Annotated in this window: 17 protein-coding genes; all 17 read left to right on the top strand. The window is 55.6% G+C overall.

What is annotated here, in order from left to right; translation table 11 throughout:
* Positions 1-61 precede the first annotated feature (61 nt).
* A complete protein-coding gene (locus ACLD72_RS13155) occupies positions 62-457 on the top strand; it encodes a Fur family transcriptional regulator (RefSeq protein ID WP_251591748.1) in 396 nt (131 codons plus the stop codon).
* Positions 433-1,251, top strand: coding sequence for a winged helix-turn-helix domain-containing protein (locus ACLD72_RS13150; RefSeq protein WP_410995654.1), 819 nt, complete (start codon positions 433-435; stop codon positions 1,249-1,251). The genes ACLD72_RS13155 and ACLD72_RS13150 overlap by 25 nt, the downstream gene beginning before the upstream one ends.
* 147 nt (positions 1,252-1,398) lie before the next feature.
* A complete protein-coding gene (locus tag ACLD72_RS13145; protein WP_410995655.1) occupies positions 1,399-2,334 on the top strand; it encodes a sugar-binding transcriptional regulator in 936 nt (311 codons plus the stop codon).
* Positions 2,335-2,606: 272 nt separating this feature from the next.
* A complete protein-coding gene (deoC, locus tag ACLD72_RS13140) occupies positions 2,607-3,272 on the top strand; it encodes a deoxyribose-phosphate aldolase (RefSeq protein ID WP_410995656.1) in 666 nt (221 codons plus the stop codon).
* 32 nt (positions 3,273-3,304) lie between these two features.
* Positions 3,305-3,700 (top strand): cytidine deaminase, encoded by a 396-nt coding sequence (locus tag ACLD72_RS13135; RefSeq protein WP_410995657.1) that lies wholly within the window; start codon positions 3,305-3,307, stop codon positions 3,698-3,700.
* A 269-nt stretch (positions 3,701-3,969) separates the two neighbouring features.
* Positions 3,970-5,148, top strand: coding sequence for a NupC/NupG family nucleoside CNT transporter (locus tag ACLD72_RS13130; protein ID WP_251591756.1), 1,179 nt, complete (start codon positions 3,970-3,972; stop codon positions 5,146-5,148).
* A gap of 33 nt (positions 5,149-5,181) precedes the next feature.
* Entirely contained in the window at positions 5,182-6,363 is a 1,182-nt protein-coding gene (gene deoB / locus ACLD72_RS13125; protein ID WP_410995658.1) for a phosphopentomutase, read from the top strand.
* Positions 6,364-6,453: 90 nt separating this feature from the next.
* Positions 6,454-7,755: a pyrimidine-nucleoside phosphorylase gene (locus ACLD72_RS13120; protein ID WP_410995659.1), complete on the top strand. Its 1,302-nt coding sequence runs from the start codon at positions 6,454-6,456 to the stop codon at positions 7,753-7,755.
* Positions 7,756-9,225: 1,470 nt separating this feature from the next.
* The gene (locus ACLD72_RS13115) at positions 9,226-10,476 is read left to right on the top strand and encodes a methyl-accepting chemotaxis protein (RefSeq protein WP_410995660.1); all 1,251 of its coding nucleotides are present in this window, start codon (positions 9,226-9,228) and stop codon (positions 10,474-10,476) included.
* 175 nt (positions 10,477-10,651) lie between these two features.
* Positions 10,652-12,148 carry a spore germination protein gene (locus ACLD72_RS13110; protein WP_410995661.1) on the top strand — a complete coding sequence of 499 codons (1,497 nt, stop codon included), beginning with the start codon at positions 10,652-10,654 and terminating at the stop codon, positions 12,146-12,148.
* A 5-nt stretch (positions 12,149-12,153) separates the two neighbouring features.
* Positions 12,154-13,353, top strand: a complete 1,200-nt coding sequence (locus ACLD72_RS13105; protein WP_410995662.1) for a Ger(x)C family spore germination protein — start codon at positions 12,154-12,156, stop codon at positions 13,351-13,353.
* The gene (locus ACLD72_RS13100; protein ID WP_251591763.1) at positions 13,346-13,558 is read left to right on the top strand and encodes a hypothetical protein; all 213 of its coding nucleotides are present in this window, start codon (positions 13,346-13,348) and stop codon (positions 13,556-13,558) included. Before ACLD72_RS13105 ends, ACLD72_RS13100 begins: the two co-directional genes overlap by 8 nt.
* Positions 13,559-13,586: 28 nt before the next feature.
* Positions 13,587-14,660 (top strand): GerAB/ArcD/ProY family transporter, encoded by a 1,074-nt coding sequence (locus ACLD72_RS13095; RefSeq protein ID WP_410995663.1) that lies wholly within the window; start codon positions 13,587-13,589, stop codon positions 14,658-14,660.
* A gap of 83 nt (positions 14,661-14,743) precedes the next feature.
* Positions 14,744-15,562, top strand: a complete 819-nt coding sequence (locus ACLD72_RS13090; protein WP_410995664.1) for a uroporphyrinogen-III synthase — start codon at positions 14,744-14,746, stop codon at positions 15,560-15,562.
* Positions 15,563-15,613: 51 nt separating this feature from the next.
* Complete coding sequence (locus ACLD72_RS13085; RefSeq protein ID WP_251591766.1) at positions 15,614-15,922, top strand: phasin family protein; 309 nt, start codon at positions 15,614-15,616, stop codon at positions 15,920-15,922.
* Between the two features lie 3 nt (positions 15,923-15,925).
* Positions 15,926-17,599 carry an ABC1 kinase family protein gene (locus ACLD72_RS13080; protein ID WP_410995665.1) on the top strand — a complete coding sequence of 558 codons (1,674 nt, stop codon included), beginning with the start codon at positions 15,926-15,928 and terminating at the stop codon, positions 17,597-17,599.
* A 129-nt stretch (positions 17,600-17,728) separates the two neighbouring features.
* A partial coding sequence (locus tag ACLD72_RS13075; protein ID WP_458475805.1) for a DEAD/DEAH box helicase occupies positions 17,729-19,103 on the top strand: 1,375 nt, incomplete at its 3' end.

Below are 19,103 nucleotides of genomic sequence, written 5' to 3'. Positions count from 1 at the left end.
CTGGAACTAAAATAAGACTTATACTAATTCTAAAAATAAAAACAACAGGGATTGATAATAGATGAAAACTTTAAATCTAACGACGCAGCGCAAAGCGGTGTATGATGTCGTGCGCAACGCGAACGATCACCCGACGGCAGCCGAGGTTATGAACCGTCTGGTGGAGCAGGGCTATAACTTCGCCTACGGCACGGTGTACAATTCGCTGCGTTATTTGACCGAAAAGGAACTGATCCGCGAATTGAAACTGGGGGAGTCCGCCAGCCGTTACGACGCCAAGATGGATGACCACCAGCATATCCTGTGCGAAGTATGCGGGCGCGTTGATGAAGTGATGTCCGGGTTGCCTGAGGAATGGAGCAAAACCGTTGCCAAAGAAACGGGGTATGATGTCCATCATGCCCATGTCGTATTCGGGGGGGTGTGTCCATCATGTCAGCAAAAGAAGTCAAACTGAAAGAAATCGCGAGTACGGTAACGCCGTTCCGCAGACCTTCCGGTCTGGAGGCCGCCGTTCATGAGAAGGAAGGGACGATGGGGCGGGAGGTTTGCCCGATTACCCAGCGGGTCATTCTGATCAGCCCTTTCCCCAGCGATGTTCACGAGCTGGTGAGGGATTTGTCGGAAGGCTGCTTTGACGTCCTGGTGTTCCATCACTGGGAGCAAGGGATTCGCAATGCGATGACCGCGGACTTGCTGATTTTCGATTTGACCTCTTATAAGGAAGGCGAGGAGTCTGCGGCAATCAGATCCGTAGTCCAGCAGGAGTCCGGGGACATCCCTTCCCTCCTGCTGATCAAAGAGTCGATGCTGTCGCGCCTGGATCAAGGGCTGATGAATCAGGAGCTGCTGGTGCTGCCTGCGCGCCCGATGGAGATCGTCTACCGCGCGCAGCGGATTATCCAAAGCAGCGGCGCGCGCAAAGTTGCCACGCGTCTGCTTCCCGGCAGTTCTCCGGCGATCTTCAAGGATTTGTGGATCGACCGCAAGAAGATGGCCGTTTACCGGAACGGCGCCCAAATCGAGCTGACGAAAACGGAATACGAGCTGCTGATCAAGCTGCTGGAGCAGGAGGGCGGAGTTCTGTCCCGCGAGGAACTGCTGGCGGAAGTATGGGGAACATCGTTTCTTGGCGGCAGCAACGTGGTCGATGTTCACATCAAGAGCCTGCGCAAAAAACTGGGCGACCGGGCCGCCAACTCGACGTATATCGCCACTGTACGGGGCGTCGGTTACCGCTTGGCCGATTAACTTGCGTTTTATTGGACTGTTCATCCATGTTTGGGTGACGGTCCTTTTTTTCGCGGCTTGTGCTTCTATCCGTGGGGGCTATAATAAGGGAGTAGGGGACCGAGGTCTCCCGGGAACGGAAAATTAACAAGAAGCGGGTTGGAAACGATGGATGATGAGAAACAGCGGTTAAGCATCGAAGCAGCGAGGCTCTATTATCTCTCCGATTATAGTCAGCAGGATATCGCGACAAGGCTCGGCGTCTCCCGTCCGACGGTTTCCAGGCTGCTTCAGCATGCCAAAGAACGCGGCTACGTCCGTATCGATATCGTTGACCCTCTTGAGGATTTGAACACCTTGGGCCATGATTTGAAAATAAAATATATGCTGGATACGGTACTTGTCTGCTATTCGCCAACGGTGGAATACCAGGAAATTCAGAAGCATATCAGCCGGAGGGCCGCGGAGTATCTGTATGAGACGGTGCAGGATAAAGATATCATCGGGGTCACCTGGGGAACCACCATGTACTCCGTCGCACGGCAGCTGCAGCCGAAGCAAGTGAAGGGCGTGGAGGTCGTGCAATTGAAAGGCGGGGTGAGCCACTCTCATGTGAATACGTTTGCCGCAGAAACGGTCAATTTGTTCGCCGAAGCGTTCCATACGGCTCCCCGTTATTTGCCGCTCCCCGTCATCTTCGACAATATCGCCGTGAAAGAGATGGTGGAGAAGGACCGGCATATCTGGCGGATCATGGAGCTAGGCCGGCAGGCCAACATTGCGGTGTTCACGGTAGGGACCGTCAAAGAGGACGCGCTGCTCTTCCGTCTCGGCTACTTCAGTAAAGAAGAGCAGGAGATGCTTCGCCGGACCGGTGCTGGAGACATTTGCTCGAGGTTCTTCGATGCCGAGGGCCGCATTTGCAGCGAAGAGATCAACAACCGTACCGTAGGAATGAACCTATCGGACCTGCGGAACAAGGAGAAGTCGATTCTTGTAGCCGGCGGACAGCGGAAGATCGACGCCATTCGAGCAGCATTGACCGGCAAATACGCCAGCATTTTGGTAACGGACCAATATACGGCTCAAGCATTGCTAAGATAAGCTACGCTTGGAGTTGATGTTCATGAGCTTCCATCCTTTCGGAAACAAGCCTGCCGCGGCTGCGGCAGGCTTGTTTCGTGTTCGGACGACGTACGAATGAAGTATGCCGCTATTTTAACCATGTTATGACTGAACATAATTTCATTTACCATTTTACATTTGTTCAGACTCGTGCTATGATGGTTTTGCAGTCATCCATGGAGTGATTTGAAAACGTATTTTTGCGGGCAAATGCAGAAGAATGAAAGAGATATAGGGGAGTGGGATGTAACATGAATTTAGCGGGAATGATCGACCATACTCTGCTAAAGGCAGATGCGAGCAAGGCGGAGATCACGAAGCTGACGGAAGAGGCGAAGAAATACTCGTTCGCTTCGGTTTGCGTCAATCCGGTCTGGGTGGCCTATGCGGCCGAGCAGCTGTCGGGGACCGGGGTAAAGGTGTGCACGGTGATCGGATTTCCGCTCGGAGCCTCAACATCGGCCGTCAAAGCGCTTGAAACAAAGGACGCGATAGCAAACGGTGCCACCGAGGTCGATATGGTCATTCATATCGGGGCGCTTAAAGACGGGAACAACGAGCTGGTCGAGAAAGATATCCGTGCAGTTGTCGAAGCAGCGGCAGGCAAGGCGCTGGTGAAGGTCATTATCGAAACCAGCCTTTTGACGGACGAAGAGAAAATACGTGCCTGCGAGCTTGCAGTCAAGGCCGGCGCTGATTTTGTGAAAACATCAACAGGCTTCTCCACGGGCGGAGCGACGCCGGAGGACGTAGCGCTCATGCGCAGAACCGTCGGCGAACGGACCGGCGTCAAAGCCTCCGGAGGCGTGCGCAGCCGGGAAGACATGTTAAAAATGATCGAAGCGGGCGCTACCCGGATCGGGGCCAGCTCCGGTGTGAAAATTATGGAAGGCGGCCAATCCACCGCTTCATACTAAGCCTCACACTATAGTCCAAGGAGGTAACAAGGATGAAAGAGCAGTTGATTAGGCAAGCTATCGAAGCCCGGAAGCAGGCTTATGCTCCTTATTCCCGCTTTCCGGTAGGTGCCGCACTCTTGTCCGGCGGGAAAGTTTATCTGGGGTGCAATATTGAGAATGCCTCCTTCGGTTTAACCAACTGCGCGGAGCGGACGGCCGTCTTCAAGGCGGTCTCCGAAGACAACCGCAGGATTGAAGCGATTGCGGTCGTCGCCGGCACGGACGGGCCGGTGTCTCCCTGCGGGGCCTGCCGCCAAGTGCTGGCGGAATTTTGCGACCGGGATACCAAGATTTATTTGACGAACCTGCAAGGGAATACCGAGGAGTGGACGATGGAGCAGCTGCTCCCGGGGGCGTTTCAAGCAAAGGACATGAAAGAGAATTAATTCCGGACTTTTTTCTTACACGCGCGTTGTAAGCGCTTAAAGTGCGTGTTCAAAAAGTCGGATTTTCAGGACCGAGAAGGTTGGATGAAGCCAGGGACTGAGTAGCGGAGCGTAGACAGATCTACGTGAGCAACGGAAGGCCCGGCTGAATTCAAGATTCGACGCCCGATCCACTCCCTGAACTACTTCGTCATGGAAAGACGACTTTTTGAACAACCTCTTAAAGAGACAAGGCTTAGAATACATTCACTGTGGAGGAATACACCATCATGAGATATTTAATTGCGATTCTGGGTGTGCTGGTCGTATTTGGCCTGACGTATGCGGCAAGCAGCGATCGCCGGAGTATCCGCTACCGGCCGCTCATTGTCATGATCGTTCTGCAGGCGCTGCTTGCCTTTGCCTTGCTGAATACCAGCGTCGGCGAGTTCCTCATCGGTGGCTTCGCATCGACATTCGAGAAGCTGCTGTCCTATGCGGGAGAAGGTGTCAACTTTGTGTTCGGGGGTCTCATCAATCAAGGTCAAACGACCTTCTTCCTGTCGGTTCTCCTCCCGATCATCTTTATCTCCGCTCTCATAGGGATTTTGCAGTACACCAAGATCCTGCCTTTTATTATTAAATATATCGGTCTTGTGCTCAGCAAAATCAACGGAATGGGCAAGCTGGAGTCCTACAATGCGGTCGCATCCGCGATTCTGGGGCAATCGGAAGTTTTCATATCCGTGAAAAAGCAAATCGGCATGCTGCCGAAGCACCGCCTTTACACGCTTTGCGCTTCTGCCATGTCCACGGTTTCGATGTCGATCGTCGGCGCGTACATGCAAATGATTAATCCGAAGTATGTTGTTACCGCCCTGGTGTTAAACTTATTCGGAGGCTTTATTATTGCTTCGATCCTTAACCCGTATTCCGTTTCGAAAGAAGAGGATATTCTGGAAGTTCATGATGAAGAGAAGCAGTCGTTTTTCGAGATGCTCGGCGAATACATTATGGACGGATTCAAGGTGGCCGTTGTCGTTGCGGCGATGCTGGTTGGCTTCGTTGCGCTGATCGCGCTGATCAATGGGATTTTTACCGGCATTTTCGGCATTTCCTTCCAGCAGCTTCTGGGTTATGTCTTTGCTCCGTTTGCTTTCGTCATGGGGGTGCCGTGGAAGGAAGCGGTGGAAGCGGGAAGCATCATGGCGACGAAAATGGTTTCCAACGAATTCGTGGCGATGCTGGATCTCGGCAAACATACCGCGCTTTCCGTACGTACGACCGGCATCGTATCGATATTCCTTGTATCGTTCGCCAATTTCTCGTCCATCGGCATTATTGCCGGTGCGGTGAAAGGACTCCATGAGAAGCAGGGCAATGTGGTGGCTCGTTTCGGTCTCAAACTGCTTTACGGGGCCACGATGGTCAGCGTATTGTCCGCTACGGTAGCAGGATTGTTCTTGTAATTTCAGTAAACCTGACTAAGGAGCGAAGTAACCATGGCTCAATTTAAACGGATTCACTTGATTGTGCTGGATTCGGTAGGGATCGGAGAAGCTCCCGACGCTGCCAAGTTTGACGACTTTGACGTCGATACGTTAGGACATATCGCCCGCGAGCGCGGGGGATTGAACATGCCGAATATGGCCAAGCTGGGCTTGTCCAACATTCGTGAGATTCAAGGGATTCCCAAAGCGGACAAGCCGCTCGCCTATTATACCAAGATGCAGGAGGCGTCCAGCGGCAAGGATACGATGACCGGACACTGGGAGATTATGGGGCTTCGCATTGATACGCCGTTTCGGGTATTCCCTGACGGATTTCCGGAGGAGTTGATCTCCCGGATCGAGAAAAAGACCGGCCGCAAAGTCATCGGCAACAAGCCGGCGAGCGGAACGGAAATTATCGACGAGCTCGGAGAAGAGCATATGAAGACGGGAGCGCTGATCATTTATACCTCCGCTGATTCCGTGCTTCAGATCGCGGCGCATGAAGAGGTCGTTCCGCTGAAGGAGTTGTACGAAATCTGTGAGTATTGCCGGAAAATCACGCTGGAGGATCCGTACATGCTTGGCCGGATCATCGCCCGTCCTTTCGTCGGGGAGCCAGGACATTACACCCGGACGGCGAACCGCCATGACTATGCGCTGAAGCCGTTCGGCCAGACTACGATGAACACGCTGAAGGATGCGGGTTACGACGTGATCGCGCTGGGCAAAATATCCGATATCTATGACGGCGAAGGTGTAACCAAGGCGGTCCGCACCCTCTCCAATATGGACGGGATGGATAAGCTGGTCGCCACGATGGATGAATCTTTCACCGGACTCAGCTTCGTCAATCTCGTTGACTTCGACGCCCTGTACGGACACCGCCGCAACCCGCAGGGGTACGGCCAAGCGCTGGAAGAATACGATGCGCGGCTGCCGGAGGTGTTCGCTAAGCTGACGGAGGACGACCTCCTGATCATCACCGCCGACCACGGCAACGATCCGACCTATCGGGGGACGGACCACACCCGGGAGTATGTGCCGCTTCTCGTTTATTCGCCGCGGTTCCGGGAAGGCGGCAGAGAGCTGCCGCTCCGCAAGACATTTGCCGATATCGGGGCGACGGTGGCCGACAATTTCGGCGTTACGATGCCGGCGCACGGCACGAGCTTTTTGACGGAATTGAACTAAGATTGATCTGGAGAAACAACGACATGATGGAAGTGGCACTGGATACGGCCGTTTCCTTGTAGATAAAACAAAAGTGAGGAGAGACCAGACATGAGAATGGTGGATCTGATTGCGAAGAAACGCGACGGTGGGGAATTGACTACGGAAGAAATCAACTTCATTATCGAGGGCTATACGAAAGACGAGATTCCCGATTACCAGGTCAGCGCCCTGGCCATGGCCATCTACTTCAGGGATATGACGGAGCGGGAGCGGGCGGATCTGACGATGGCAATCGTCAATTCCGGGGACACGATCGACCTGTCGGCCATTGAAGGCGTGAAGGTGGACAAGCATTCCACCGGCGGCGTAGGCGATACGACGACGCTGGTGCTGGCGCCGCTCGTTGCTGCGCTCGACATCCCGGTCGCGAAGATGTCCGGCCGCGGACTCGGCCATACCGGAGGGACGATCGATAAGCTGGAGGCGATCGCCGGTTTCCACGTGGAGATCAGCAAGGAGGAGTTTGTGGAGCTGGTGAACCGGCATAAAATTGCGGTTATAGGCCAATCCGGCAATTTGACACCGGCCGATAAGAAGCTTTACGCTCTCCGCGATGTCACGGCAACCGTTGATTCGATTCCGCTCATCGCGAGCTCGATTATGAGCAAGAAAATTGCGGCAGGCTCCGACGCTATCGTCCTCGATGTGAAGACCGGGGCAGGGGCCTTCATGAAAACGGCCGAGGATGCCAAGGAGCTGGCTCAAGCGATGGTTCGCATCGGCAACAACGTCGGCCGCAAGACGATGGCGGTCATTTCCGACATGAGCCAGCCGCTGGGCTACGCGATCGGCAATGCCCTGGAAGTGAAGGAAGCGATCGATACGCTGAAGGGTAACGGGCCGAAGGATCTGGAGGAGCTTTGTCTCGCCCTTGGCCGCCAAATGGTGTTCCTAGCGAACAAAGCCACATCCCTTGAGGAAGCCGAAGAGAAGCTGAGAGAAGTGATCCGCAGCGGCAAGGCGCTGGAGAAATTCAAGGAATTCATCACGAATCAGGGTGGCGATCCGTCCGTCGTGGATCATCCCGAGAAACTGCCGCAAGCCGCTCACCAAATCGAAGTACCGGCTAAAACCGACAGCGTGGTGGCGGAAATAGTGGCCGATGAGATCGGTACCGCCGCCATGTTGCTTGGCGCGGGCCGGGCTACGAAGGAATCCGGCATCGATCTTGCCGTCGGCCTGATGCTGAACAAAAAAGTTGGCGATCCGGTCAAAGCCGGAGAATCCTTGGTGACCATTCACGCGAACCGGGAAGACGTGAAGGATGTCTTAGAGAAAATTTACGCCAGCATCCGGATTGCGGACCATGCGAAAGCCCCTGTACTTGTGCACGACATTGTAACGGAATAATTAAAGCTTAGTTTGACTAATCCCGAATCCTTTGACGGATCCGGGATTTTTTCAACCGTATAGAATTTATAACTCAACTTTCGCAAGGGTTCGTGTCTTGGTGTCCCTGCCTGCTGCTTGCCTTTGCACGATTATCCCTTTCGTTCAGAGAGCAGGGGGTGGGGGGCTAGAGCAAGGGTTTCAAAAAAAGAGGGAAGAAAAAAACAAAAAAAGATGAGGAAAAAAATGAGGCGGTTCAGGTGAGATCTTCGGCTTGATAAGAGAACGTATGTTTGGTATAATATAGTAAATCGAACATACGTACGTGAATTCTTGATACGGGGGCGAGCGAACATGGAGGTCAATGCAGATGGAAGGGCTCAGGCTGCAGCAAAATCATGGTCTTTTCGTCTCCCTCGCGTCTTGTCATTGATCTCCTGTCCTGATCTCTTGTCCGGTCTATTTCACCTCCCCTAAACCTGATTCCTTCTCCTAAGCCCGTCTAAATGATCTCGAACCTATCTGCTTTTCCACCAAATATTTTCTTCTCCCGAGTTTGTCTGTTTCTCTGCTACCCTGATCAAACGGGATAATCGTGCAAAGCGTCCGGACAGCGAATGTTGATCTGCCACCCAACCCAACCCACTCCACTCCCCTATCCTCAAGCTTTCAAAGCCCTTCCGCGTTTCTTGCCACGATCGGTTTTCGGCTTGACTGGCAAGCAAGGATTATAAGGTTGAGCCAGAAAAGAATACTTTAATTCGTTTGGCAGTTGATTTAGGTCGGGCTGATGGTCTACAACAATGAAAGACACCTCTTCAGTCTGATCGTAGAAGCTCGTCACTCTTCGCTTTACCAAACGAAGCAGTGTTTTTCTCTTTTGTCAGCCGCCTATCTTAATTTTTTGAAAACCTTCAACTCAAGGACTCAAGGTAATTTTTGCTCTGCGGAAAGTTGAGTTATAGCTTTTCGGACATGGTAGAGGGCGATGCGCAGGTAGAGAGGGGGGAGAAGAGGAATCTGGAGGCTAAGGGACACCAGAGCTGTTATTTGAGGAAAAACGGAGGATTGCAAAATGAAACGGACACAGAAGACCTTATTTACCTAAAATCGTCCTAGATGAACGGGTTTAGAGCGAAATAGGGCCGCCTGTGTCCGTTAGGCTGGGAAATACCCGGGAAATGGGCGGATAAGGTCACTGGTGTCCGTTAGAGCAACGTCCACTGGATGTAGACTGCAGATTGAAAGGGCCGAGGTACTCGACGCTACTGTTCATGAAAGAAGCTTTTACATTTGGCGAGTCACTTTCGGGGAATTCGGGCGAAAATCGCCTGCACTTTTGCATTTCGCGGGAGTTGGGCGCTAAACGCGGTTTACTTCCTTGGAGCGTACGTGCGATAAATGTTTTTCGTACATAGCAGGAAATGCGGTGAGAAACTATAATACAGTTATATACATACCAAATTTTGATAGAGAGAGGGTCTGTTTCTTATGGCAAAGCGTGTTAGGTTAACTTTGCTGATTACGACAGTGCTGGCGGCGATCGTTCCGTGTGTGCTGGATCAGGTACTAAGGGGCATCTTTGACTCCACTTCCTTGCTGATCGCCGGAATTTCCGTGGCGGTGGCCATTGCGGCCGCTTGGGTTACGGTCCGGATGATCGCCGTTCCGCTGGACCGGCTGAGCGAAGCGACACAGCGCATTAGTGAAGGGGATCTTACAAGACGCGTGGAATTCGTAAACCGGAAAGATGAAATCGGGGTGCTGGCCAATCATTTTCAGCGCATGGTGGACAACCTGAACGAGATGATCACCAGTGTGCGGGAAACGGCGAACCAGGTTACCTTCTCTGCGGAGCAGCTGTCGGCCGGAGCGGAGCAAACGACCAAGGCGATTGAGCACGTGACGGTGGCGATTCAGGAGATGGCGACCGGCAGCGAGCAGCAATTGCAGAAGGTCGAAACCGGTGCAGACGGCGTGGAGGAAATGTCGCGCCAGGTGATCACGATTTCCGACCACATCCGGACAGTCACGGAAACGATGGAGCAGACGAACGGTGTTGCCGAGGAAGGGAACGCCTCCGTACTTAGCGTGGTGGAAAAAATCGAGCATATCCAGCAAACGGTTGAAGAACTAGGGTCGGTCATTCATACCCTGGGCGAGCAGACGCAAAATATCGGAGGAATCGTAGAGGTCATTGCAGGAATTGCCCAGCAGACGAATTTGCTGGCGCTGAACGCCTCGATCGAAGCGGCCCGGGCCGGTGAAGAGGGGCGGGGATTTGCCGTTGTCGCCTCCGAGGTGCGGAAACTGGCCGAAGGTTCGGAGCAATCGGCCCAGCAGATTGCGGAGCTGATCGCCGGCATTCAGGGTGAAATGGGGCGTGCGGTTCAATCGATGGAGAACGCCAAGCAGGGGGTCGAGGAAGGAATCATCGCTGTCGACACCTCCGGGCGCTCCTTCTCGCGGATCCGCAAAGCGGTTCGCGGCGCCGCCGCGAAGATGGAAGGCGTGGCCGGAGCCGCCAAGGAATTGGCGGCAGGGGCCGGCAAGGTCACGGAATCGATCAAGGACATCCGGCTCATTTCCGAGGAAGCGGCCGGAAATACGCAGACGATTTCGGCAGCCGCCGAACAGCAGCTCGCCTCCATCGAGGAAGTTGCCTCTTCTTCCGCCGATTTGACCCGGATGGCGGAGCAGCTTAAGGGGCAGCTGGACAAGTTTGTTGTCCGTAAGCAATAGAGGTAGTTTGAACTTGCACTAAATAAGGAATTGCGTTTGAAAAAGTTGTCCGAAAGGTCATGCCAAGACCTTGGGGCAACTTTTTTTCTTTCCTTGCGGCTACATATTATTCCGGGAATGGTACATTCTACATCTTGTTAACGATCAACAGTTGACCGCAGGGAGTGGTGTTGCAGTGAAGGAGAAAGTCAGCCGCGATCTGACGAAAAACACAAAAACCATCAAAAAAGTATTCCAGGACTGCTCGGACGTCATTTACCGCGAGGTCCAGTTAACGGATTACATTAAGGGACTGCTCGTTTACATCGAAGGGATCATCAAAGTAGAGGACGTGCAGGAGCATATTCTTCGTCCCGTCATCCAGGGGCTGGCCGGCGTCTTGCCGGACAACCCGTACCCCCTTTCGTTTAAGCGGGTTTCCATTAGCCAAACCGATGCGAGCTCTGACTGGGAAAAAGTGATTAATGCCGTCTTGACGTCGAACGTGGCGGTTTTTATTCAAGGGATGGATGAGGCGCTCCTGTTCAACGTGAAGGGCGGTTCGCGCCGGAGCGTTCAGGAGCCGCAGACCGAGGCGGTGATTCGCGGACCGCGCGAAGGCTTCACCGAATCGCTGCGGATCAATACTGCGCTGATCCGCTTTAAAATCAAAACGGAGAAGCTGAAGCTGATCGACATGGTGATCGGCAAGGTGACAAAAACGGATGTAGCCATCGCATATATCGAAAACATCGCCGAAGAACAGTTGATTAACGAGGTGAAGCAGCGGCTCGAGGCGATTGATATCGATGGGATCCTGGAGACGGGATATATCGAGGAATGGATTGAAGATAATCCGTCGTCGCCGTTTCCCCAATTGCAGTATACGGAAAGGCCGGATACCGTAGCCGCCCAGATCCTGGAGGGCAGAGTGGCGATCTTCGTGGACGGTACGCCGTTTGCGCTGATCGCGCCGGTTACTTTGTGGCAGATGCTGCAGGCCAGCGAGGACTATTACGAGCGGTTTTTTATCAGCAACATGATCCGCTGGATCCGTATTTTTTTCCTGTGCGTAGCCTTGTTTCTGCCGGCATTGTACATCGCCGTGACGACGTTTCACCAGGATATGCTGCCGTCGACGCTTATTTTAAGCGTTGCCGCCGCCCGGGAAGCGATACCGTTTCCCGCCCTGGTCGAGGCCTTCATTATGGAAATTTCGTTTGAAGCGCTGCGCGAAGCTGGGATTCGGCTGCCGAAAACGGTGGGACAAGCCGTCAGCATTTTAGGGGCGCTGGTCATTGGCCAAGCCGCGGTTCAGGCGGGGATCGTCTCGGCGCCCATGGTCATCGTGGTGTCGCTCACCGGCATCGCCTCGTTTACGATTCCGCGGTTCAGCTTGGCCGTCACCATCCGCATGCTCCGCTTTCCGATCATGATATTAGCCGGCATTTTCGGATTGTTTGGCATCGTGGTCGGCATGGTCTGGGTTGTCGTGCACCTGACGCAATTAAAATCGTTTGGCGTTCCTTATATGGCCGGGGTTGCTCCTTACCGGCCCGAGGCGATGAAAGATATCTTCAGCCGCGTCCCGATGTGGGAAATGAAAAAACGGCCGCCTTCCGATGCCCCGGACAATCGCCGGAGAATCGGAAAAACCCGGCGGCTCGGCAATGATACCACCGAGGGATGGTGAGCAAGGTGAGCCGAAGAACACCATGCTTTTTATTGACGTTGGTGCTGATTCCCGTCCTGCTGACCGGCTGCTGGGACCGGATTGAAGTAAACGATATCGCTTTCGTGCTCGGGTCTTCGACCGATAGGGAAGATGGTCTCATCCGTTCAACGGTTCAGATCGCCCTCCCCAGCCAATTGGGCGGGGCGGGAAGCCAGGGCGGCGGCGGGGGGACATCCGGGAGCAAAACATTTCTGATGCTGTCCAGAAGCGCCGAAACGATGTATGTGGCGAACAAGGAAATGCAAAACAGCCTGTCCCGGGTGCTCAACTATTCCCACCGCCGGATAACGTTGTTCGGCGAGGAGTTTGCCCGGTCGGGAATCGGCGAACAGATCGATACGTTGGCCCGTTTTCCGCAAAACCGGCTGACCACCTACGTCGTCGTTACCCGCGGCCCCGCCTACAAAGTGCTGGACGCAGAAGCCCCGATCGAGCAGGTTCCCGCCGAAATGATTCGGGAAATCGCCAAGTCGGGAATGAAGGCCCCGATGAGCGTGCAAAAACTGTCCAATCAACTGCTGACGGAAGGGATCGACCCGGCGATTCCGGTCGTTACCCTGGGCGAAAGCTTACCGAAAAAAGTCGGCAATGGCCAAACCCTCGTTCAACTGGACGGGCTTGGCGTCCTCCGCACAGATAAACTGGTCGGCTTCTTGGACGTGAATGAAGCAGCGATGGCGCTGCTGGCCATGAACGAAGCGCTCAACCCAAAAGTCAGCGTTCCGTATGATGGCGGCGGCCCCAACCAAATGATCAGTATAAGCCTTAACGAAACGAATACCAAGATCCGGACTCGCCTGAAGAACTCCCAAATTACTGCGGACATCTATATCCAGGCGAAAGGGCTGCTCGTAGAAAATACGTCGAACGCGAACCTGGAAGCCACCATGATGGGCAAATTGGAAAAGCAATGCAATGACTTCGTGGCGAAACGCGTTTACGAGGTGGCGAACAAACTGCTGAAGGAGTATCGTTCGGACGTATTCGGACTGGGCAACACCTTCCATAACACCTACCCGTCGGAATGGGAAAAAGTCCATAACCGCTGGAACGATGTGCTTCCGGAGATCGAAGTTCGCGTGCACTCCCATGTGCATCTGGAAAATACCGGCGAATTGATCAATTCGCTTGGCGTAAGGGAGGATCGGCTCCGCAATGATTGAGATGCTGCTGCTGATGCTTATGGCCCTCAGCGTATGGCGGGACAAAGAAGCAATGAGGGAAGAGCCCCCTATAAACCGGTGGTTTTCCTACGGCATGATGGCCGTCTCCCTCGGCATCCTGCTCTATACCACGCTGTCGCCCCAGCTCTTTTTCCCAAGCGAGTGGCTGGGCAAGGTTCTTCGTCCGCTTGTGCCTTTCCCTTAAAGAGAATTTGGAAGGAGTGAGCATTCTGGTGAAAAAAATAACGAAGCGGCAAATCACGCTGCTCGGCATGCTGTATATCAGTTCCCTGACGTATCTGCAGACGTTTTCTCCTATGGCGAATGTGGCCCGGCAGCATGCCGCTATCTCCTTCATCCTAAGCGGCGGGCTTTGCGTGTTGTCCCTGTGGCTGCTGTCGGCGGCGTTGAGGCGATTTCCCGACAAAAATCTGATGCAGGCGATCGTTGAGCGGTTTCCGGTGAGCGGCAGGGTTCTGTTGGCAATGTACCTCCTCTTTTTTCTGTTCATTGCCGCCAGAGATATCCGCATCCTTGCCGATTTTACAAATTCGGTGCTGCTGAACCGGACGCCGATTTTGATTTTGGGGCTTATGATCACCGCCACGGCCGTTTATATTTCGCAAGGGGGGATCCGGGCTTTCCTTGGGATTAGCGAGATCTACGTGCCTATCATGATCGCCATCCTGACAATCGTCAGCATCGCCATGTTAAGGAATATACATATCAAGTACATGATTCCTTACTTTTCCTTCGATTGGTTGGGCATCGCTAAAGGGGCATGGTACGCGGCTCCCTATTTGGGAGAGATCATCGCGTTGCCGTTGGTCATTTCGGGAAAATCTTATCGCGTCTCGGCCGGGCTTGCCGGGTTGATCACAACCGCGTTGTTTCTCCTCGGTATCCTGCTTCTGACCGAACTGGTCATGGGGGTGCCGCTGACCGGCAAATTGACGCATTCGGGATACGAGCTTATTCGGCAACTGCAGATCACTGATTTCATGGACCGCTTCGATCTGCTTGTTGTCGGGCTTTGGTATCCGACGGCGCTTGGCAAGATCGGCTTTGATATCTATGTGCTGTGTTATTTAATGCAGATGGTCGTGCCGAAGCTGTCCGGCCGTCTCATGACGGCTCCCGCCGGCGCGCTGGCGTTTGTGTGCTCCATCTGGTTTTTCAAAAACGCCCTGCAGCAATTCAACTTCAATTACGTATGGCCGCTGGTGGCGCTGATCTTCGAACTGTTGCTGCCGGTGGTGTTGTTCGCCGCGTTATGGCCGCGAAAAGTCAAACCGGAATCGGGCTGACGCGCAGGTCATGGGATTTACTTCCTCTCCCCGGTCGTATAAGCTGGAAATAGAATGATGGGCTGATTTTGGGGAGGTAAACTATGGCGCGGAGATTGGAAGGGAAAAGAATCGCATTGACGGGCCCTCGCCGGGCGGAGGAGTTGGGCAAGCTGGTGGAAAACCTCGGCGGGATTCCACTTTACCGGCCGGCGCAGGGAACGGTCCTGCTGGACGACGTGGACCTTCGAAACGGGATTGCGGCTTGGGTGGAAAATCCGCCGGACTGGTCGATTTTCACGACCGGCATGGGGCTGGATGCCGTGTTTGACATGGCCGAGGATATGGGGGTGGCCCAGCAGCTATGGGATAACCTTAGCATGAATTCCATTGCCGCCCGGGGGTACAAGACGGCCAATACCCTCAAAAAGCGGCAACTGACGCCGCTCGTCCGCGATGACGACGGCAGCACGGAAGGGCTGATCCGCGGACTGGCGGCCCATGACTTTACGGGGAAAAGCGTGATGCTGCAGCTGCACGGCGATCCCGCCCCGCGGCTGGTTGCCTGGCTGGAGGAGCAGGGGGCAAGCTGCCGTCAGGTTTTGCCGTACCGCCATATTTCGCCGCCGGAAGAAGCGTTGGAAGAGCTGCTCGCCGACATTGTGGAGGGAGAGGTGGACGCCGTAACGTTTACGAGCGGGCCGCAGGTCCGTTTTCTCATGGAGCATGCGGAGAAGCGGGGGAGGCTTCAGGCGCTGATGCAGGCGCTGGAGGGGCCGGTGCTGGCCGTTGCCGTAGGCAAGGTGACGGCCGCCGGGCTGCGGGAAGCCGGCGTTCCGCGGGTGCTGGCTCCGAAGGAGGAGCGAATGGGCAGTATGATCGTCGAATTGGCGCGGTATTATGCCGGAGAAGCCACGCCATGATACAGTACAGATAAGCAATATCCAAACCTATGAAGGAAAGGATGATTGGTTATGAGCGATTTGTTGAAAAAGGCGATTTCCTTAGGCTGGGGCCTTACCATCGTGAGCAAGGAAAAGATCGAAGGGGTTGTGGACGAGTTGGTGAAGCGCGGCGAATTGGCTCCTTCGGAATCGAAGCAACTGGTGGAGAAGCTGATCGATAAAGGCGCCGAGGAGCAAGGAAGATTTAAGGAGCTTGTTAACGAACAAGTGAGATCCGCGCTTCAAACCATGGGGCTCGCTTCGGCCAAAGAGGTAGAAGAGTTGACCCGCCGGGTGGCCGAACTGGAACTGAAGCTCGCCGAGCTGCAGCAGCCGTAGCTCATGGGCAGCTTTGTCCGTCATAACGGGAGGTACCGGGAAATTGCCATGGCGCTGGTGCGCCATGGCTTTGGGTATATGGCCGAAGAGATCGGACTAACCCGGCTCATCCGGGTTCCGCTGCGGCGGTTTGGCAAGGCGGAGCCCCCGGAAATCCGGACTTTGGCCGAGCGGATCCGGCTGGTGCTGGAGGAGCTCGGGCCCACCTTTATTAAGGCCGGGCAACTGGCCAGCACGCGCTCCGATTTGCTTCCGGAACCGATCGTCGAGGAGCTTGTCAAGCTTCAGGATCAGGTGCCGCCTTTCTCCGCCGAAGAAGCGAAGGCGATTTTGGAGCAGGAGATGCAGATGCCGATCGAGGAACTGCTGGCCAGCTTCGACGAGACGCCGTTGGCCGCCGCCTCGATAGGGCAGGTTCACCGGGCGCGGCTGACAAGCGGCGAGCGGGTTGCCGTCAAAATTCAACGTCCCGGCGTTATTCCGGTCGTCGAACGCGACCTGGACATTCTGAAGCATTTGACGGCGCTGGCGAATAAACGGTGGTCCTGGGTTTCCCAGTATCAAATCCCGCAGATGGTTGAGGAATTTTCCCGGTCGATCCGGGCCGAACTGGACTACAGCCATGAAGGGCGGAACATGGAGAAAATCCGCCGGCAATTCAAGGAAGAGGAAGGGATCTATATCCCCGGGGTTTATTGGCACTACACGACGTCCAAGGTACTGACGATGGACTTTGTTGACGGTGTGCATTTGAACCGGCTGAACGGGCGGGCGGAAGTCCGCTTCGACCGGAAGACGATAGCCCAACGCCTTGTGGATGCTCTGCTTCGGCAAATTTTTGAAGGCGGCTTCTTTCACGCGGACCCCCACCCCGGCAATTTGCTTGTGACGGAGCGAGGGGATTTGGCGTTTATCGATTTCGGCATGGTCGGCCGGCTCAGCAGTGATATGAAGGACCATCTCTCCTCGCTGGTGATCGCCTTGATGCGGCGCAGCACCGAAGGCATGGTGCGGGCGATCTTACGCATGGGGCTGGTGGATGACGCCGCCGATACGGCCGGGCTGCGCCTGGACCTGGAGCGGCTGCGGGACAGGTATTACGATATCCCTTTTGCCGAAATTCAGGTCGGTCAGGCGTTAAACGATCTGTTTATGACCGCCAGGCGCCACCGGGTGACCCTGCCCGCCGATCTGCTGCTGCTCGGGAAAGCGCTGCTCACGGTGGAGGGCGTGGCGCTAAGCCTTGATCCGAACCTGCGCATTCTCGACATGGCCGAGCCGTTTGGGCGCAAGCTGCTGCGGGAGAAGTACGGGTCGCGCCGGCTCACGAAGAAGCTGATCGAAGGGGTGACCGAATTGACCGATTCTTTGGTCGATCTGCCGCAGCAGGTACGCCGGTTGTCGGCGATGTTCGCCAAAGGGAAACTCAAGATGGAGATGGACATTCCGGAGATGGAGCAGTTCCTCCGCAAGCTGGATCAAATCAGCAACCGGCTGTCGTTCAGCATCGTTCTCCTTTCGTTCAGCATCATCATGGTCGGCTTGATCGTCGGCTCATCCCTGACGAGGCGCCCTACGCTGCTGTGGAACTTTCCGGCCATCGAAATCGGCTTCATCGTGGCGCTGCTGATGTTCCTGTGGCTGCTTTATTCGATCTTCCGTTCGGGGAGGTTTTAGCTCGCCGTTCCGCGGATCGTCTGTTACAATAAGAAGGCTGTTGCCCCAAACCGGCAACTGTTAAATCGTTATTGAACTGGATATGGGATTAACCGGATGGCTTTATCCTAGGAATATGAGGTGAATTTGTTGACGACTTTTGAAAACCTGGGCCTTTCGCCCGCCCTGCTTAGCAGGCTGCAGGAACAAGGCATCGCTAACCCGACCCCGGTGCAGGCGGCAGCGATCCCGGTGCTGATGGCCGGGGAAGACGCGATCGTGCAGGCGCAGACCGGCACGGGCAAAACGCTTGCTTTTCTGCTGCCGATTCTGGAGAACATCCGCGTAGACAAGCCGGAAGCCCAGGCGCTGATCATCACCCCGACCCGGGAGCTGGCGCTGCAGATTACGGCGGAGGCCCGCAAGCTGGCGGCAGCGCGGGAAGGGTTATCGCTGCTGGCCGCCTACGGCGGGCAGGATGTGGAACGGCAGCTGCGCAAGCTAAAGGGCGGCGCCCAGCTTGTCATCGGAACCCCCGGCCGGCTGCTCGACCACTTGCGTCGCGGCTCGCTGACGCTTGGCGCCGTGCGGATGCTGGTGCTTGACGAGGCGGATCAAATGCTGCATATGGGCTTTTTGGCCGAGGTGGAAGAGATCATTTTGCAGGTGCCGCGCAGCCGTCAGACGATGCTTTTCTCGGCGACGATGCCCGATCGTGTGAAGCGGTTGGCCCGCACGTACATGGACCGTCCGCAGGATATCCGCGTTGCGGAAACGCCGCGCGTGACCTTGGACAGCATCCGGCAGATTTTGGTGGAGTGCACGGACCGGACGAAGCAGGCCGCGCTGATCGAGCAAATCCGCGGGGATCGGCCGTATTTGGCGGTGATCTTTTGCCGGACGAAGCGGCGGGCGAGCACGCTGAACGAAGCGCTGCAGGAAGCCGGGTTTAAATCGGACGAACTGCACGGTGATCTGTCGCAGGCGAAACGCGAGCAGGTGATGCGGGCTTTTCGCGAGGCGAAGCTGGAGCTGCTGGTGGCTACTGATGTGGCGGCCCGCGGCATCGATGTCGAAGGAGTCACGCATGTGTTCAACTACGACATCCCGCATGACGTGGACAGCTACATCCACCGCATTGGGCGGACCGGCCGCGCCGGGCAGGAAGGCGTGGCCGTCACGTTTGCGGCGCCGAAGGACATAGAGGCGCTGCGCCTGATCGAGCGGGGCATCGCCCGCAAGTTGGAGCGGCAGCGTTATGCTGCGGGCGGCGCAGGCAGCGGCGCTGCCCGGGACTCCGCCGGCGGCCGGCAAGGCGCGGCCATGGCGGAGGAAACGGCGCGCCGCGCGAAGCACGGCGGCGCGAAGCGTGCGCCCGCCCGCCCGGGCCGCGAAGCGGCGGGCGGGCGCGGGCGCGTGGCCGGCGACGGCGGGGCGCCGGCCCGGGGAAGCCGCGGCGAGGGGAAACGCCGCGGCGAGAAGGCGCACGCGCAGCGCGGCTCCGGCGGAGGCGCTGCGCGTGCGC

The sequence above is a fragment of the Paenibacillus lacisediminis genome (assembly GCF_046567315.2).
Note: the sequence above shows the minus strand (reverse complement) of the source record. Positions and strands in the feature narration are given on the sequence as shown.

What these genes read in the sequence shown, in the direction of transcription:
- ACLD72_RS13155 (WP_251591748.1), top strand. Translation starts at nt 62, where the DNA reads ATGAAAACTTTAAATCTAACGACGCAGCGCAAAGCGGTGTATGATGTC.
- ACLD72_RS13150 (WP_410995654.1), top strand. Translation starts at nt 433, where the DNA reads ATGTCAGCAAAAGAAGTCAAACTGAAAGAAATCGCGAGTACGGTAACG.
- ACLD72_RS13145 (WP_410995655.1), top strand. Translation starts at nt 1,399, where the DNA reads ATGGATGATGAGAAACAGCGGTTAAGCATCGAAGCAGCGAGGCTCTAT.
- deoC (WP_410995656.1), top strand. Translation starts at nt 2,607, where the DNA reads ATGAATTTAGCGGGAATGATCGACCATACTCTGCTAAAGGCAGATGCG.
- ACLD72_RS13135 (WP_410995657.1), top strand. Translation starts at nt 3,305, where the DNA reads ATGAAAGAGCAGTTGATTAGGCAAGCTATCGAAGCCCGGAAGCAGGCT.
- ACLD72_RS13130 (WP_251591756.1), top strand. Translation starts at nt 3,970, where the DNA reads ATGAGATATTTAATTGCGATTCTGGGTGTGCTGGTCGTATTTGGCCTG.
- deoB (WP_410995658.1), top strand. Translation starts at nt 5,182, where the DNA reads ATGGCTCAATTTAAACGGATTCACTTGATTGTGCTGGATTCGGTAGGG.
- ACLD72_RS13120 (WP_410995659.1), top strand. Translation starts at nt 6,454, where the DNA reads ATGAGAATGGTGGATCTGATTGCGAAGAAACGCGACGGTGGGGAATTG.
- ACLD72_RS13115 (WP_410995660.1), top strand. Translation starts at nt 9,226, where the DNA reads ATGGCAAAGCGTGTTAGGTTAACTTTGCTGATTACGACAGTGCTGGCG.
- ACLD72_RS13100 (WP_251591763.1), top strand. Translation starts at nt 13,346, where the DNA reads ATGATTGAGATGCTGCTGCTGATGCTTATGGCCCTCAGCGTATGGCGG.
- ACLD72_RS13090 (WP_410995664.1), top strand. Translation starts at nt 14,744, where the DNA reads ATGGCGCGGAGATTGGAAGGGAAAAGAATCGCATTGACGGGCCCTCGC.
- ACLD72_RS13085 (WP_251591766.1), top strand. Translation starts at nt 15,614, where the DNA reads ATGAGCGATTTGTTGAAAAAGGCGATTTCCTTAGGCTGGGGCCTTACC.
- ACLD72_RS13080 (WP_410995665.1), top strand. Translation starts at nt 15,926, where the DNA reads ATGGGCAGCTTTGTCCGTCATAACGGGAGGTACCGGGAAATTGCCATG.